This window comes from Pseudomonadota bacterium, assembly GCA_039028155.1.
Taxonomy (GTDB): domain Bacteria; phylum Pseudomonadota; class Alphaproteobacteria; order SP197; family SP197; genus JANQGO01.
Window position 1 is genome coordinate 62,266 of sequence record JBCCIS010000009.1, and the last position, 14,971, is coordinate 77,236.

General features: G+C 60.9%; 12 protein-coding genes and 1 pseudogene. 12 read left to right on the plus strand and 1 reads right to left on the minus strand.

All coding sequences use genetic code 11. The features are described from left to right. Positions 1–8 precede the first annotated feature (8 nt). From AAF563_06885 to AAF563_06935, 11 genes and pseudogenes are all read left to right on the plus strand, one after another. Positions 9–1,739, plus strand: a complete 1,731-nt coding sequence (locus tag AAF563_06885; GenBank protein MEM7120982.1) for a thiamine pyrophosphate-binding protein — start codon at positions 9–11, stop codon at positions 1,737–1,739. Further along, positions 1,736–3,139: a hypothetical protein gene (locus AAF563_06890; GenBank protein ID MEM7120983.1), complete on the plus strand. Its 1,404-nt coding sequence runs from the start codon at positions 1,736–1,738 to the stop codon at positions 3,137–3,139. The genes AAF563_06885 and AAF563_06890 overlap by 4 nt, the downstream gene beginning before the upstream one ends. Continuing rightward, complete coding sequence (locus AAF563_06895) at positions 3,132–3,569, plus strand: hypothetical protein (GenBank protein MEM7120984.1); 438 nt, start codon at positions 3,132–3,134, stop codon at positions 3,567–3,569. Before AAF563_06890 ends, AAF563_06895 begins: the two co-directional genes overlap by 8 nt. After that, a complete protein-coding gene (locus tag AAF563_06900) occupies positions 3,566–5,068 on the plus strand; it encodes a GMC family oxidoreductase (protein ID MEM7120985.1) in 1,503 nt (500 codons plus the stop codon). The genes AAF563_06895 and AAF563_06900 overlap by 4 nt, the downstream gene beginning before the upstream one ends. 19 nt (positions 5,069–5,087) lie before the next feature. After that, positions 5,088–5,456, plus strand: coding sequence for a hypothetical protein (locus tag AAF563_06905; protein ID MEM7120986.1), 369 nt, complete (start codon positions 5,088–5,090; stop codon positions 5,454–5,456). Continuing rightward, on the plus strand, positions 5,453–7,624 hold the full coding sequence (locus tag AAF563_06910; protein ID MEM7120987.1) for a tetratricopeptide repeat protein: 2,172 nt from the start codon (positions 5,453–5,455) through the stop codon (positions 7,622–7,624). The genes AAF563_06905 and AAF563_06910 overlap by 4 nt, the downstream gene beginning before the upstream one ends. Before the next feature lie 114 nt (positions 7,625–7,738). After that, positions 7,739–8,602 carry a hypothetical protein gene (locus AAF563_06915; GenBank protein ID MEM7120988.1) on the plus strand — a complete coding sequence of 288 codons (864 nt, stop codon included), beginning with the start codon at positions 7,739–7,741 and terminating at the stop codon, positions 8,600–8,602. Positions 8,603–8,924: 322 nt separating this feature from the next. Next, a pseudogene (locus tag AAF563_06920) lies at positions 8,925–9,131 on the plus strand (transposase). A 52-nt stretch (positions 9,132–9,183) separates the two neighbouring features. After that, positions 9,184–9,420: a hypothetical protein gene (locus AAF563_06925; protein MEM7120989.1), complete on the plus strand. Its 237-nt coding sequence runs from the start codon at positions 9,184–9,186 to the stop codon at positions 9,418–9,420. Positions 9,421–9,670: 250 nt separating this feature from the next. Continuing rightward, a complete protein-coding gene (locus AAF563_06930; GenBank protein ID MEM7120990.1) occupies positions 9,671–10,369 on the plus strand; it encodes a methyltransferase domain-containing protein in 699 nt (232 codons plus the stop codon). Positions 10,370–10,483: 114 nt separating this feature from the next. Further along, a complete protein-coding gene (locus tag AAF563_06935; GenBank protein ID MEM7120991.1) occupies positions 10,484–10,969 on the plus strand; it encodes a GFA family protein in 486 nt (161 codons plus the stop codon). 37 nt (positions 10,970–11,006) lie between these two features. On the opposite strand, the gene AAF563_06940 is transcribed toward AAF563_06935, so the two are convergent. Continuing rightward, positions 11,007–12,281 (minus strand): CmcJ/NvfI family oxidoreductase, encoded by a 1,275-nt coding sequence (locus AAF563_06940; protein ID MEM7120992.1) that lies wholly within the window; start codon positions 12,279–12,281, stop codon positions 11,007–11,009. 249 nt (positions 12,282–12,530) lie between these two features. Between AAF563_06940 and AAF563_06945 the strand changes: the two genes are divergently transcribed. After that, the gene (locus tag AAF563_06945) at positions 12,531–14,960 is read left to right on the plus strand and encodes a CoA transferase (protein ID MEM7120993.1); all 2,430 of its coding nucleotides are present in this window, start codon (positions 12,531–12,533) and stop codon (positions 14,958–14,960) included. The last annotated feature ends 11 nt before the right edge of the window (positions 14,961–14,971 follow it).

Here is a 14,971-nt window from a genome sequence, read left to right on the forward strand (position 1 = left end):
GGGGCCGGATGCGAGTTTACGAATCGATCGTCAAGAACCTGGAACACCTGGGTGTCGACGCCGTGTTCGGCGGCGCTGGTGAGAATGCCGCCGGCATGATGGTGGCGCTGGACAATTCAAAGAAGATCCGCGGCATGATCACCAAGAACGAACAGGCGGCCGCCTTCATGGCCTGCGGCTATGCCATGTTCACGGACAATCTGGGCGTTTGCTTTGCGACGGCCGGTCCGGGGGCGTTCAACCTGATCTCCGGTTTGTCGGTGGCGCTGACCGACTCCTATCCGGTTCTGGCGATCACCGGCTATTCGTCGATCGAATGGAGCGGCATGGGTGGGCTCAATGAGACCTCCGGGCTCAACAGAACACCGGACTCCCAAGCCATGATGGCGGCGACGACCAAGAAGTCCTACTTGCTGAAGGATATCGCCGAGACCTCGGACATGCTTGAGGAGGCGGTCAACATCGCGTTCGAGGGCCGCCCCGGCCCCGTCCACATCGCCGTCGCAGAGGACCTGACGGCATCCGGCATGGAGGTCGAGAACCACCGCGATATCCGGCTCGACATCAATCCGGTCGTGCCTGAAACGGCGCGTGTGGCCGAGGTCGCCGACGTTCTGGTCCGGGCGCTCGAAGACGGCAAGCGCATCGCGGCCTTGGTTGGATTTGGCGCGATACGCAGCCGCGCCGGTGAACCGTTGCGCCGTCTGCTGGAGCGCTACCAGATCCCGCTGCTGACGACGCTCGACGGCAAAGGCATCGTGCCCGAGGAGCACCCCCTGGCCGTCGGCGTGTTCTGCGACAGCGGCCACAAGAGTGCCTGGGACACCTTTCTTGAGGCCGATGTCATTCTGGCCATCGGCAACTCGCTTGCCCAGCACGCGACCTTCGACTTCCGCGAGGGCCTGTTCGACGGCAAGACGCTGATCCACATCAACATCGACCCGGTCGAGATCGACAAGGTCTACAAGTCCGACCACGCCATCGTCGGCGACGCCAAGCTGGCGGTCGAGGCGCTCTACGACAAGATGTCCGATACCCTCGACCCCATGCCGACCATGGAGTTCGACACCCAGGACTACGACGAGGAGACGATTATCGCCGTTCTACGGCGGCTGCACCCCGGCGAGCTGGCGCAGAGTGTCTCTAAGCTGATGCCCGACAACGCCGTCGTGCTTGCCGATGCCGGCGCTCACCTCGCCTGGCTCGGCTACTACCTTGAGCTGCGCGACGGACAGAACTTCCGCAAGCCCGGCATGTACGGACCGATGGCTGGCAACACCAACGGGGCGCTCGGTGTCAAGATCGCCGAACCCGACAGGACCGTCATCGTCGGCTGCGGCGACGGTTGCTATTTGATGTCGGGTTTCGAGCTTCTCACTGCCGTCCAGTACGACATCCCGGTCATCTGGATCATCTTCAATGACGGTGAGTTCAAGCTGATCAAGCTTTATCAGATCGCCGCGTTTCGCGAGTGCGGTCTGACCGACTTCGACAATCCCGACTATGCCGCCTACGCCAAGGCCTGCGGCGCGGAGGGTTACCGCGCGGAGTCGCTCGAAGAGTTCGAAGAAGCCTTCAAGCTCGCGCTCGCGTCCGGCAGGCCGACCGTGATCGACGCCGCGATCACCCGCTTTGCTCTACCCAACTACAGCACGACGCCGGAAGGCATTCTGGCGGGGATCTGGGAAGGCGTTCGCGGAAGGCTCGGCGGTGACGACGACGAGGACGACAAGTCATGAGCATGAACACAACCGGTCATGCCGGCCTCGACGCACTTCTCGCTAGACCCCTGCTCGAGACCATGTGGCAGCGACGCACACACCGCGTTCCCCGCGGCATCAAGAAGATCGCTGCGGGCTCCATGACCTACGAATCCGCCTCGCCACCGGTGCCGCTCGACGCACTCGAAGAGGCTGTCCTGATCGCCGCCACGGGCTGTACCGGGCTCACCATGCCGGATCGCCCGTTCTCCGATCCCAACACAGGCGATCCCGTGATGGCCAAGCCCAACCTGACGATGGCCGGGCGTACCGCGGGCAGCCCCGACAACGCTCAGGGAACGCACTTCTTCCTGATCAACGACAGCGGCACCTACTTTCTCAAAAACCTGCCGCCGGCCGATGGCGATCCCTTCGACCCCGACACGCTGATCGCGCGCGCCAACGAAGCCAAGGTGCAGTTGATCGACAAGCGGATCGATGTCGCGGAGGGCGACCGCGCTTTCCCCGCCTATCTCGACTCCAACCGTTTTCTTTCGAACCTACCGGGCACGACCATTCTGATGCCCGTGGTCGATCTCTCACACCAGTACATCAACGGGTTGATGTACTTGCTGACCCAACCGGACGGTGCCCGCCCGACCCTGGTCGACGATCGTTTTTTCTATCGCAACGCAGGCGTCAAACGCTGGGTCGAGAACGGCTTCTTGAACAAGGATCTCAAGGTGCCGCTTGGCGCCATCGGTACACTGCGAACCCAGATCGAGGCCGACCTGCTGCTGCAGAACCTGTTCCTGGTCGCCGATGCCATGGGGTTGGGTGCCTGGATCCACGCGACGATCAGCCCACCGGTCTTGACCGGCGATCCAAAGTTCAGCCCGCGCTATGGCCCGATGCTGGGTTTCGAACATGTCGTGCCGCGCTGGCGCGTGCTGGATCTGCTTCGCTGGCACGTCCCCTTGCCGCGTTTCGCGAACCTGCGCTCCCACGCGGTTGCGCTCAAACACGACGGCAGTTTCCTGATACGGGCCAAGTGTCCGCCCAACTACCCGTCTATGGCGGACGCCGTCGATGCCGTGATCGCCGGGAAGTTTGGTCCCGGCGGCGTCTACAACGACCGCGACACGTTCCAGAAGATCTACAAGGACGACTTCGGCGACCGTTATCTTGAGGAGGCAAACTCCTACAGCGACGACGTCATCAACTGCGTGCGCGACGTCTGCAACTACATCTACGACACCCATGGACGCTTTCCCGCCCATTGCGAGGCGATCCACGTGCCCGGCGTGTGGTTGCAGGTTCACTATCCGGAAGTCCCCTATTACGAGACCTATTTCAAGGATGGATTGACGGAGGCCCATCGCCGGCACGACGAGCTTTGGCGTCCCGACGGCAGCGGCAAGGGGGCGACGAATGGCTGATAACCCGAAAGTCTTCAGCGAACGCCAGGCGCGTTTTCTGCTGCACCTGGGCCAAACTGTCGCGCCGGGTGTGGCCGACCTGGACAAGCGTGGTCAGAAGCGCTTCCGGATGATCATTCGGCTTATGCTGTTACGCCGTTCCAACATGGAGCGGCTCCAGGTGCGGCTCTTTCTCCTTGTGCTTCGCTGGTTGCCGGCACCGGTTTTCTTCCGACCCTTCGAACGCATTCCCGCCTCGGCGCAGACCTGGATCCTGCTGCGCTTCGAGAACGCGCCGATCAAACTGCTCCGCGCCGGATTCTGGGGCCTGAAGACACTGATCTTCATGGGTTACTACGGCCAGTTGGCGATCGCAAAGAAGGTCAAGTACGACCCGGATCTGCGCCATGGCAACGAGCTGTTATTACAAGAGAAAGCGGCGCAGCCATGATCGAGAAAGACTACGACATCATCATCATCGGCTCGGGCGCCGGTGGCGGGACGGTTGCGCGAGAGCTGAGTGCCCTGTGCGGCGAAGGTAAGACGATCGCCGTTCTTGAGTGGGGTCCGAAGTTCCGTGACGAGGAGTTCACGGGCCGCGAGCTGCAAATGGCCAACAAGCTCTATTTCGAATCCGGTGGTCTGTTGACCGAAGGTCGCGAGATGACCTGTGCCTTCGGACGCGGTTACGGCGGCTCGACGATGGTCTACACCGGCACCTCGATCGAACTGCCGGAACATGTCGCTGAGCGTTGGGCGGTCCCCGGCCTTACCTATGCTGACATCATCGCGCGCACGCAGAAGTACAAACAGGAAAACAACGTCCACATCCTCGACGACAACCTGATCAACGAGAACAACGAACTGTTCCGCATAGGCTGCGACAAGCTCGGCCTGAACGCGCGCAAGTTCCCAGTCAACATCAAAGGCTGCCTGGGTTCAGGCGCCTGCAACATGGGATGCCCCAACCAAGCCAAACAAGGCACGAACCGCGTTCAGCTGCCCCAGGCCGAACAACAGGGTGTCGAGGTCGTTACCCATTGTCGGGTCGAGAAGATCGGTGAGCGTTGCGTTGAAGCCGAGGTTAAGACCCTGCCCCTTGGCGAGCCGCCCAGCTGGGCGCCGGGCCGTTATCTGATCCGCGCCAAAGTGGTGATCGTCTGCGGTGGCGCGGTCAACTCGTCAGCGCTGATGCAGCGCTCCAACTTGCCGGTGAGCTTTCCGGCGCTGGGACGCTTTTTCACGTGCCACCCGGCGCTCACCCTGGTGGCACAGCACGACAAGCCGATCACCAATTTCTACGGCTTTCCAAAGACCTACTACTGCGACGATTTCGAGAAGTCGGAACACTACCTTCTCGAAACCTGCATGTACTTCCCGTTCACGACCGCCAAGAACATCGCTTCCTTCGGGCCTGAGCATTCCGCCTTCCTTGCGGACTTTACACGCCTGCAGATGATCCTGGTGTTGGCAAGCGACAAGGCGATCCCGGAGAACAGAATCACAGTCGACGACGATGGCAACCCGCAGGTCGACTACACCTTCACCGACGATGTTAAGAAGGCCTTCGTCAGCGCACAACGCGTCGCGGCCCGAATTTTCTTCGCCGCCGGCGCGGCGCGCGTTCATGTACCCGGAGCATCGATACCGGTGATTGAAGCGTCGATGCAGGACAAGATCGACGAACTCGTGACCATGCGCGAGCTACGCATGGGCAAGATACCCATCTCCAGCGCCCACATGATGGGCGGTTGCCGCATGGGTCGCGACTCCTCCGATTCCGTGACCAATGGATGGGGCCAGGTGCACGACATCCCATGGTTGTTCTGCGCTGATTCGAGCCTTTTTCCCGGCTCCTCCGAGGTCAACCCCTACATGACCGTCATGTCGCTGGCGGATCGGGTGGCAGAAGGCATACGCGACAATGCCGGGACCTTGCTCGCGGCATGACGCGGAAGGTTTAGACATCGTGGAATGGCTGGCCGACAACAAAGAACTGCTGAGCTGGATTTTCGGCGCCATCGCGACCGCGGCAGGCGGCATGTGGGCAGTCGTCAAATTCTATCTTGAAAGGCGCGATCGACAGAACAGCCGCAAAGCCGCAGGCACCAGTAGCAGCACAACGCCAAGCGGCAACGTCCACATCGGCGACAGCGTTACGATCCAACAGGCGTCGCTGTCAAAGCCGGCTCTGGCCTTGGCCGTCATTGGGCTTGCCCTCCTCGCTTACGCCGCCTTCTTTTCCCGTAACGACTGCATTCAAGGTTCGGTTGTCACCGGCGACGTCTCGGGAAGCCAGATCAATGTCGACGCAACCGTCACAGGAGATTGTGAGTGACGCACAACGGCGCACTGGCAGCTTGCGTCATCGCGCTGGCAATGATTTTGCCGTCCGCGCCTGCCACCTCGCAGATTATAGGGGACAGATTGCAGGCGAACTGCTCCAGCGTCAGTCAAGACGTCACCGAGAGCACGATCAACATCATCTGCGGCATGCCGCACGAGCAAGTCGTCCAATTGGTCGAGCTCGCCGCATCGCCTGAGGCCGGCGACCGCGATGAGCTGTTGACACAACTGGCGGCCATCGTTCCCGCCAACAGCCAGTTTCAGGCAGAAGCCGTCGCCACGTTTCTTGAGATCCTGAACGAGCAGCCCGTCGAGCCGGAACAACTCGCCGATCGGTTCGCTGCGATCGCAGAACAACACGTTCAGCTACTGGAAGAAGTAAGCCGGTTTCGTGTCTCCGATCCCGACGTCCAACGTCTGCGCGACGAGGCGGCATCGGCATTGGAGAATGCACCGAACTATGACCTTGCCGTGGCCAAGCTGGAAGAAGCCCGCGCGCTCGTACGTCAAAAGCGCGAGGCGGTGGCTCAGGTGCTGGCCGGTCAGCAACGCGAGGAGGCAGCCCTTGCGCGCGAACAGGCAAAGATCGAGTCAGCCCGTCTGCAATACGCCGAAGCGGCCCGCCACTACCAGGAAGCCGAACAGCTGTTGCCGGCCGACGACCTCGACCAGCGCGGCTCCGACCTTGTCCAAGCCTGTCTGAACTGGCGTTACCACGGCGAGGACTTTGCCGACAACGCATCACTGGATAACGCGATTGCCGCCTGCGGCGCAGCACTCGATCACTTCAGCCGCGAGCGAACGCCATCTGACTGGGCGAAGACGCAGAACAGTCTGGGCAACGCCCTCACAGCGTTGGGTGAACGTCAGGTTGACACGACCCGGCTCGAGCAAGCCGTTGCCGCCTTCCGTGCCGCACTGGAAGAACAGTCCCGCGACAGTGACGCACTCGACTGGGCGTCTACCCAGAACAATCTGGGCGTCGCCCTGATGTGGATGGGTGAACGCCAGGCGGATACCGACAGCCTGGAGATGGCGGTGATGGCCTTCCGTGTGGCGCTGGAGGAGCGCAGCCGCGCCGATGTTCCACATGCCTGGGCCATAACCCAGAACAACCTTGCCACCGCGCTCGCCATGATCGGGCGCCGCGAAAACGACCTCGTTTCCCTTGAAGAAGCAGCCCGAGCCTATCGCGCGGCGCTGCAGGAATGGTCGCGCGATAACGCGCCGCTCGACTGGGCGATGACCCAAAGCAACCTGGGCAACGTCCTGGCGACCCTTGGCGAGTGGCAAACCGATCCCGAACTCCTGGAACAGGCCGTTGCTGCTTACCGGGCAGCGCTGGAGGAGCTACCGCGTGAGCGCCTGCCGCTCGACTGGGCGATGGCCCAGAACAATCTGGGGAACGCACTGACGGCACTGGGCGGGCGCAGCACCGGAACCGAACACTTCGAAGAGGCGGTGACAGCGCTGCATGCAGCGCTTGAAGAGCGCACGCGCGAGCGCGCGCCGCTGGACTGGGCGGAAACGCAGAACAATCTGGGCAACACCCTCATGCGCCTGGGCGAACGCGAGATGGACACCGAGAGCTTCGAGCTTGCTGTCGATGCCCACCGCGCAGCGCTTGAAGAAAGAACACGCGATGACGTGCCACTTGATTGGGCCATGAGTCAAAACAACCTAGGCAACGCCCTGATGCGTTTGGCTGACCGAAGCGGTGATGCAGAAGATGCCGAGGCCGCGGTGACAGCCTTTCGGGCAACCCTGGAAGAATGGACTCGCGAACGCGTCCCGTTTTATTGGGCGGCAGGACAGAACAGCTTAGGTTCGGCACTCGTGCGCTTAAGCCTCGCGGAAGGCGAGACCCAACATTTGGAGCAGGCCGTTACCGCATTCCAGGCGACGTTGGAAGAGTGGACCAGAGAGCGCGCACCACGCTATTGGGCCATGGCCCAAAGCAATCTTGGCAACGCGCTGCTTTTGCTGGGTGAGCGCGACGACGGTACGGCGTACCTCATTGAAGCAAAGGCGGCCTATGAGGCGGCCCTGACGATCTACCCCGAGACGGAGAGCACGAACGCGCACGCTGAAGACCTAAGAGACGACCTCGCCCACGTGGAGACCTTGATCCAAGAGCGCCAAGAAAGCACCGACCCTTAGCGGGAATCGTGTTTCGTGCGTCGCATCGCGCCCAGACAGGCGGTTTGTGATCGCAGAAGCAAAGTGCGAAAAGCAAGTCACCTAATGTTTGTCTCGTGAACGATGGAGACCCGAATGTTAGACCATCCCGCAATTGACATCGCGTTGGCGACGATCCTTTTCTACATCGTGTTGAGTCTCGTCGCCTCCTCTGTTCAGGAATGGATAGCCAGCATGCTGGGCCTCCGCTCCAAAAACCTGAACGCAGGGATCAAACGGCTGATCGGTGATCAATACACCCAGCGCGTCTACCGCCATCCGTTGATTGCGAACCTGGCCAAGGCTGGCAAGCTGCCATCCTATATTGATCCGAAGACGCTGAGTACCGTACTCCTCGAGCTGATTGCGCGGGACAATGCGTCGAAGTCGTATGTCACCTGCACGGCGGACGACGTGCGAGGTATTGTCGGAAAGATCAGCGATGATCATCCTCTCAAAGAGATCTTGGATACTTGGCTGACGGAAGGCGAAGATGCGGCCAACACCCTCAAAGACCGCCTGGCCTCATGGTTTGACGAAGGCATGTCGCGGATGTCGGGTTGGTATGCGCGGCGCGTCAAGGTCATCATTTTTGTTATCGCCGCGGCCGTTACGATCGCGACCAACGCCAGCTCCATCCACTTCGTCGAGGAGCTTTGGCGCAATGACATCCTGCGCTCGCAGCTGGCGGCGCAAGCGGTAACGCTTACAGAAGCTGCCGCATCAACCGACGAGATGCCGAATGTCTCTCAAGACCTGAATGACTTTCCCATCGGGTGGTACGGGCTACCCGAGGATTGGGTGGCATGGCTAAAGACGGTTCTCGGATGGGCCATCACGATCGCTGCGATCAGCCTCGGCGCGCCTTTCTGGTTCGACCTTCTCAGCAAAGTCGCGCGATTGCGGGGAACCGGAGCGAGGGCCGGCTCGAACAACCGCGATCCGTCCAGCACAAGCTGAGCAGCGCTGCTCGGTTCGGGCGGTGTCGAATGTCTGGCGTCGGAGGCGATCAGCGCGGAGGTATGAGAGAGCGCACCTGAGTTGCACCCTATCTCACATGCGACCCGTAACCTGCATTATGGAGACTGGCGGTGCGGGCAGTCTGCTGCGAACCCGTCTCCGCTGGGATTTCCCGGTTAGCAGGGAAAGTACAGGGAAATTTTGCAATTTCTGGTGTTTTCTGGGCTTCTCTCCGCTGTTACCGCAGTGTTTTCAACCGCTTAGAGGCAAATTCCCTGCGTATCGGAACAGAGAATTTTTTCGACCGAACAGGGAAGTAATTCAGCACGGATACTGCGAAAGCTTCAATGCGCGGCTCAGGGATGAGCTCCTAAATGGTGAGATCTTCTACTCGCTGAAGGAAGCCCAGATCATCATCGAAAGCTGGAGGAAACACTACAATACCAAGCGACCCCACAGTGCATTGGGCTACCGCCCACCGACACCTGAGACCATCGTCCTGATGGGACAAAGGCCAGTCATGCACTAACATTCAAATCGGACCACTCAGGTGGGGCTGATCAGGCCATCTCCGGACGCTTATGCCACCGGACCAAGTGCGTCCGGCGGCGCGCATGCTGTGCATGCAATCCCACGGAATCTGGCTGCGTTGCGCCCTGGATACCGACGGCATCACACGCGATGAAGCGTGTGCACAGCTCCTTGGATTGCTGAACCTGCTGCTTAACGAGGAGCAGCTCATCACGCCCATGTCCGCAGCGGACTACGTCGGGTTTCAGATCCTTCGATCGCCGGGCGCGGCAACCATGGCGCCATGACCTGCATTATGGAAAGGAGGTGACCGGTTATGGCGGAGGGAGCATCCGTCGAACGATTCCTATTTCTGGATGAATAACAACAATAATCAACACGTACTTGGAAAACATACCACCTAAAACACCGCGCCAATCGCCACTTTGGGGGTGGTACAATCGGTTCCATTCCACTTCATCACAAAGGAAACAGCACATGCCCATTTACCAAGGCTCGGCGCCGGGCATTTTTGGTCACCTCTGGGGAGATGGGTTCATGTCGCCCGGTGGCGAGAGAAACCGGGCGATGCTTTTTGGTGATCGCGAAATCAAAGGAAAACGGCTGCTGGACATCGGTTGCGGGGGCGGTGGCCCCGGTCTCAAGCTGGTCGAGGAACGTGGCGTGGAGCTGGTCGGCATCGACGCCGAGCCCTTAATGGTAGAGGGCGCCCGACGACGGGCTAAGGAGCGCGGGCTCGCGGGTCGCGCCGAGTTTCATCTGGTGGAACCTGGGCCGTTTGGTTTTGCCGACAGCTCTTTCGACATCACCATGAACAACGGCGGTGCCCTGATGTACACCGAAGACAAGCTCTCCATGATCAAGGAGTGTTATCGGGTGCTTAAACCGGGCGGTCTGATTGCTTGTTACGACTGGATGTCGCGTGAGGTCGAGCAAAGCGAGGACTTCGCGTCGGTGGTCGGGGATAAGGTCTTCCTGATGCCGCTCGAGCACCACGGCGAGCTCTTACGCGAGGCCGGTTTTATCGACGTCGAGCTCACCGATGACGCCGACTGGTACCGTGAAGAGGTCAAGGAGGAATGCCGCAAGCTTCGCGAGGACTCCAGGGATGAGCTCTGCGAGCGGTTCGGCGAGGAGGTAGTCGATGACTTCATCAACTTGTGGACAGATATAGCCCGGATTTCCGGGAGCGGTGAGCTTTGTCCGGCCTACTTCCACGCCACCAAACCCTCCTGAACCGGATGGTCAGAAAGAGGAAGTATGCGCGGCAGAACGCCGCCAGGCTCTAGCCTTAGGGTATGATTGGCGGACAGCGTCTAAGCTTGGTCAATTCTTTTTTGGGAGCGGGTCATGGAAGAAGGCAGCAAATCTGCAACCGGTGGCTGTCAATGCGGCGCCGTTCGATTCGAAGCCTGCCGACGTCTCACCGGTGCTTTCATTTGTCACTGCCGCATGTGTCAGCGCGCGACTGGCAGCGCATTCTCCGCCACCACGCTATACCCACGCGACGCGGTCAAGCTGACGGGCGAGATTCGATGGTATGCCTCCTCGGATATAGCGGACAGAGGGTTTTGCCCCAACTGCGGCACATCAGTCGTGATCCGCTACCACCCTCCGGCGTGGAGCGGGTGGTATGCGATTTCGGTGACAACCCATGACGATCCGGAGTCGATTCCGGCCGAGGCCCACACGGGGGTTGAAAGCAAACTCTCGTGGCTCAACGTCGATGACGGCCTGCCGTGCATGACCTACCCCGAAACCTTCCTTGAGGACATCGGGGCGGATGACAACAAGATCTTCCACCTGGCCAACGAGTTGGGTACGCGCGATCCGTGAGTCCGATCTCACGCGTGAGAGTAAGCTCGGTTCCGGGTCAGAAGAAGACGTAGGCCCGAACTATCACGTTCTTACGACACGGCGCATCATCGGGCGCTGTGGGATCCTTGGCCGCGGTGTGGAAGGACCAGCGCGAAACCGACCCGTCGGTCACCGAGTCATAACACTTGAGCATTGAAACCTCGGTTGGGGTCTGCTGGGGCAACCAATACCACTCGTGCTCGGCCCGATAGGTGAACCGCGTGGTTTCGCCCACCCGGTCGTCGTAGATGCGGTAGTCGGTGATGTAAGGCTGGTCGGCGAACGAAGGCCAGGCACAGAGAACAAACGGCCACTGCTGCACCGTCTCCATTGGCTTGGCCAGATTGAGCGACATGAATCGCCGCGACATTTTTTCGTCGGCTTGCGCCTCCGTGTAGTGCTGTTCACGGCCGAAATTGCGCAGGTTGCGCGTCAATAGCTCGCGGCAGCGCACCCGGCCGCTGTTGTCGTTCAGGTCGTTGTGCACCAGATTGATGTATTCGGTCGTGACCCCCGGATCTTTGTTGTCTTGATCCTCTACCGCCACTCGGTCACTGCCGTACGCACTGTCGAACACGTCGTGGTTGAAAACGAGGGCATCGGTGGCACCGGGGAAGAAGTCGAGTAGCAGCTGCTCCATTTCCGGGTAGAAAACGCACCGCACCTCGGCCGCGTCGTAGAAGTTGTTACATTTGGACTCGCAGTGCGCCAACGACACGCCGAGCTTGTCCATCGACTCAGCGCCGTAAGGCGACAGCCCCGGGTGATAGTCCTCGATACGCCTCGCGTCGCGCACCACCTGCGGGAAGTAGAGGCATTGCCGTTCGTAGTTATCTTCGTCCTCGGACAGTGCCTGCACCTCGGCAGCGCGCGCCGGGTCCCGCCACGCGGCGTGTGACGAAACCAGGCTAAAGGTGGGCTGCTCGAATACCGTGTAACGAAACGGCATGACAAGACCGCCCTCGGACGCGTTCATGTTGTTTGTCCGAATGTGCGCCACACACTCGTCGTAGGTGCGAAAACCCTCGCCGTACTGAGTTGCAATTGGGCCCGGCGGTGCGTTGCTGATGCTCTCTATCAACCGTTGCGCCGCGCCCTCGGCCGCCTGACTCAAACCCTCCTCGATCGCCGCCGTCGTTCCGCCATCGCCGTTTTGATCAAACGCCATGAAGGACAAACCGCCGTTAGCGGCAATGGGCGGAGGTTGGCCCTCGGTGAGCTGCAGGGTGGGGACATAAACTGACGGTGACGGTGTATCGGTTTCCGCAGACTGTTTCACGAGCGGGTCCAATTGGTGAACCTCCAGGCAGCCTTCTATTAGCTCGCCGCGATACTACTCCACGGGCGCCCAAAGCGCTATGACCTGTAGCTCATCCTGTGCACCGCGGTGGTACAGGTGCACCTGATCACCTTACCTTGGTCTACACAGACGTCCGACGTCTTACCATTTTGTGACCAATTGTAGCCGGGCGTACACGATTGAGCAGGACCCAGATTGTCATCTAAAGTGCGCTAAAGTCTTGTCCAGTCGAGGTAGAAAGTGCTGACGCCTTACCGGGTGCTCGATTTTACCGACGAGCGTGGCGAGCTCGCCGGCATGGTTCTGGGCGATCTCGGGGCCGACGTAATTCGCATCGAGCCTCCCAAAGGGAGTGCCGCGCGCCGCGGCGGACTGGTAGTTGGCAAGGGCGCGCGTGCGGGTGAAAGCATCCAGTTCATTGCTTACAACCGGAACAAACGTTCTGTTGCGCTGACGCTGTCTGAGCCCCGGGACCGAGGTTCACTAATCTCGCTCGTAAAGAGCGCCCATGTCATTTTCGAGAGCTTCCCTGACGGCGAGCTCGCGCGGCACGGTATCGGCTTCGATACGTTGAGGGAGTGGAATCCGGACATTGTCCTGGTGCGAATCAGTGCATTTGGTGTCGACGGCCCGCACGCGGGCCACGCCGCATCCGATCTCACCATTGCCGCGATGAGCGGCAGCGTTTCGGTGCAGGGAACTCCCAGCCGGGCTCCGGTACGAGTGTCGGCCCCGCAGAGCTGGCGTCATGCCGGCGCCTGGGGGGCGACGGCGGCGATGATCGCGCTGGCCGCGGTCGCCCACGGCTCCGGCGCGCAACATGTCGACGTGTCGGCCCAGGAAGCGATGACCTGGACCATGATGGATCAGCTAGCCGCGGCCGCGCACGGGTTACCCCGGCGCGAGCGCATCGGGTCATCTTTTGCGCACGCTGGGGTAACGTATCAATCTATTTTCCCCTGCCGTGACGGCTACGTCACTCTCTCGCCCGGCAGCTCGGAGATGGCCCCGTTAATCAATTGGCTGGTGGAAGAAGAGCTGCTCGATGCGTCTTGTCGAGAAAAGGACTTTGCGTCGCCGCTCGAGAGCCCGCGGGAAGGCCAGGAGAACTTCCCTCTGGCGTTGTTGCTCGAGAAAGGGGCCGAGCTGGTTGCGCGTTACGATCGCGAAGAGCTGATGCAGGCCTACATAGAGCGCGGGGTTAGGACCGCGCCCCTCAATGGACCGCGCGAGCTGCTCGGATTTCACCATCTGGCGGAGCGCGAGTATTGGATAACTCAGTCTCTCGGCGAGGCTCACGAGGCGCGCGCGCCGGGTCCATTTGTGCGCTCCAGTCGGTTTGCGTTCAGCCAGCATTGCCCAGCCCCGCGCATTGGGGAGCATGCGGAAACGATCTGCCAGTCGTCACCCATCGTCGCTGAGAGAAGGCAGGGAGCCCGCGCGCGTCTGCCTTTCCATGGCGTTCGGATTGCCGACTTCACCTGGGCGGTGGCGGGACCCACGATTACCAAGATTCTCGCCGATCAGGGCGCCGAGGTGATTCGCATCGAGTCGTTCTCGCGTCCCGATGTGCTGCGTTGGTTGCCGCCCTACCTGGATGACATCGAGGGAGCAGATCGATCGCATGCATGGGCGCAATGGAACACCGGTAAACGCAGCATTGCGTTAAATCTCAAAACCGAGGGCGGGGCGGCACTGGCCCGCCGCTTGATCGCCTGGGCCGATGTGGTGGTGGAGAACTTCAGCCCCGGCACCATGGACAGGCTTGGGCTTGGCTACGACACGGTGCAAGCGATCAACCCGCGTGCGGTGATGCTGAGCAGCACCCTCATGGGCCAGACCGGCTGCGGCGCGCATATCGGCGGCTGGGGTAATCAAGCTGCCTCAATCGCCGGGTTTTACGAGCTCACGGGCTGGCCGGACCTGCCGCCGGATGGGCCCTACTTCGCCCACACCGATGTCATTGCACCGATGTTCGGGGCCTGCGCTCTGATGGCGGCCATCGATCATCAGCGTCGTACGGGGGAAGGGCAGTACCTGGATGCGAGCCAGCTCGAGGCCGCCCTGCATTTTCTCGCCCCCGAGCTCCTCGCGCATCAAACCAACAAAACCACGTTCACTCGGCTTGGTAATAGGCATCTGCTCCACGCCCCGCAGGGGATCTATCCCTGCCATGGCGAGCCCGCGTGGTGTGCCATCGCCATCGACACCGACGAGCAGTGGCGATGTTTGCGTGAAGTGCTGGGCGATCCACCATGGTCGGCCGAGCCCGGCCTCGTGACGGCCGCGGGCCGCCAGCAACGTCACGACGAGATAGACCGCCATCTCACCGGTTGGACCCGCGAGCTGCCCGCTCGGGAGGTGATGGATCGGCTGCAGAAAGCAGGGGTCCCCTGTGGTGTGGTGCAGGGCACCGACGATCTCAAAGACGATCCGCAGTACCGGCATCGTCGATTCTTCCATACGCACCGGCACACCTTGCACGGAGAGGCGTGGTACGCCGCGTACCCGTTTCACATCCAAGGCGAGCCGCAGACGACACGCTTTGCCGCGCCCTGTATCGGTGAGCACAGCACCGAAGTCATGTGCGATGTTCTCGGAATGGACGCATCGGAGATAGCGCAAGCCCAACGAGACGGGGCGGTGGAGACCGGCCCGGATCAATGGTAGCCAAGTTCGAT

Bases quoted from the DNA above. Each gene is read 5' to 3' on its own strand.
- AAF563_06900 (MEM7120985.1), top strand. From the start codon at position 3,566: ATGATCGAGAAAGACTACGACATCATCATCATCGGCTCGGGCGCCGGT.
- AAF563_06885 (MEM7120982.1), top strand. From the start codon at position 9: ATGCGAGTTTACGAATCGATCGTCAAGAACCTGGAACACCTGGGTGTC.
- AAF563_06925 (MEM7120989.1), top strand. From the start codon at position 9,184: ATGCCACCGGACCAAGTGCGTCCGGCGGCGCGCATGCTGTGCATGCAA.
- AAF563_06895 (MEM7120984.1), top strand. From the start codon at position 3,132: ATGGCTGATAACCCGAAAGTCTTCAGCGAACGCCAGGCGCGTTTTCTG.
- AAF563_06890 (MEM7120983.1), top strand. From the start codon at position 1,736: ATGAGCATGAACACAACCGGTCATGCCGGCCTCGACGCACTTCTCGCT.
- AAF563_06930 (MEM7120990.1), top strand. From the start codon at position 9,671: ATGTCGCCCGGTGGCGAGAGAAACCGGGCGATGCTTTTTGGTGATCGC.
- AAF563_06915 (MEM7120988.1), top strand. From the start codon at position 7,739: ATGTTAGACCATCCCGCAATTGACATCGCGTTGGCGACGATCCTTTTC.
- AAF563_06935 (MEM7120991.1), top strand. From the start codon at position 10,484: ATGGAAGAAGGCAGCAAATCTGCAACCGGTGGCTGTCAATGCGGCGCC.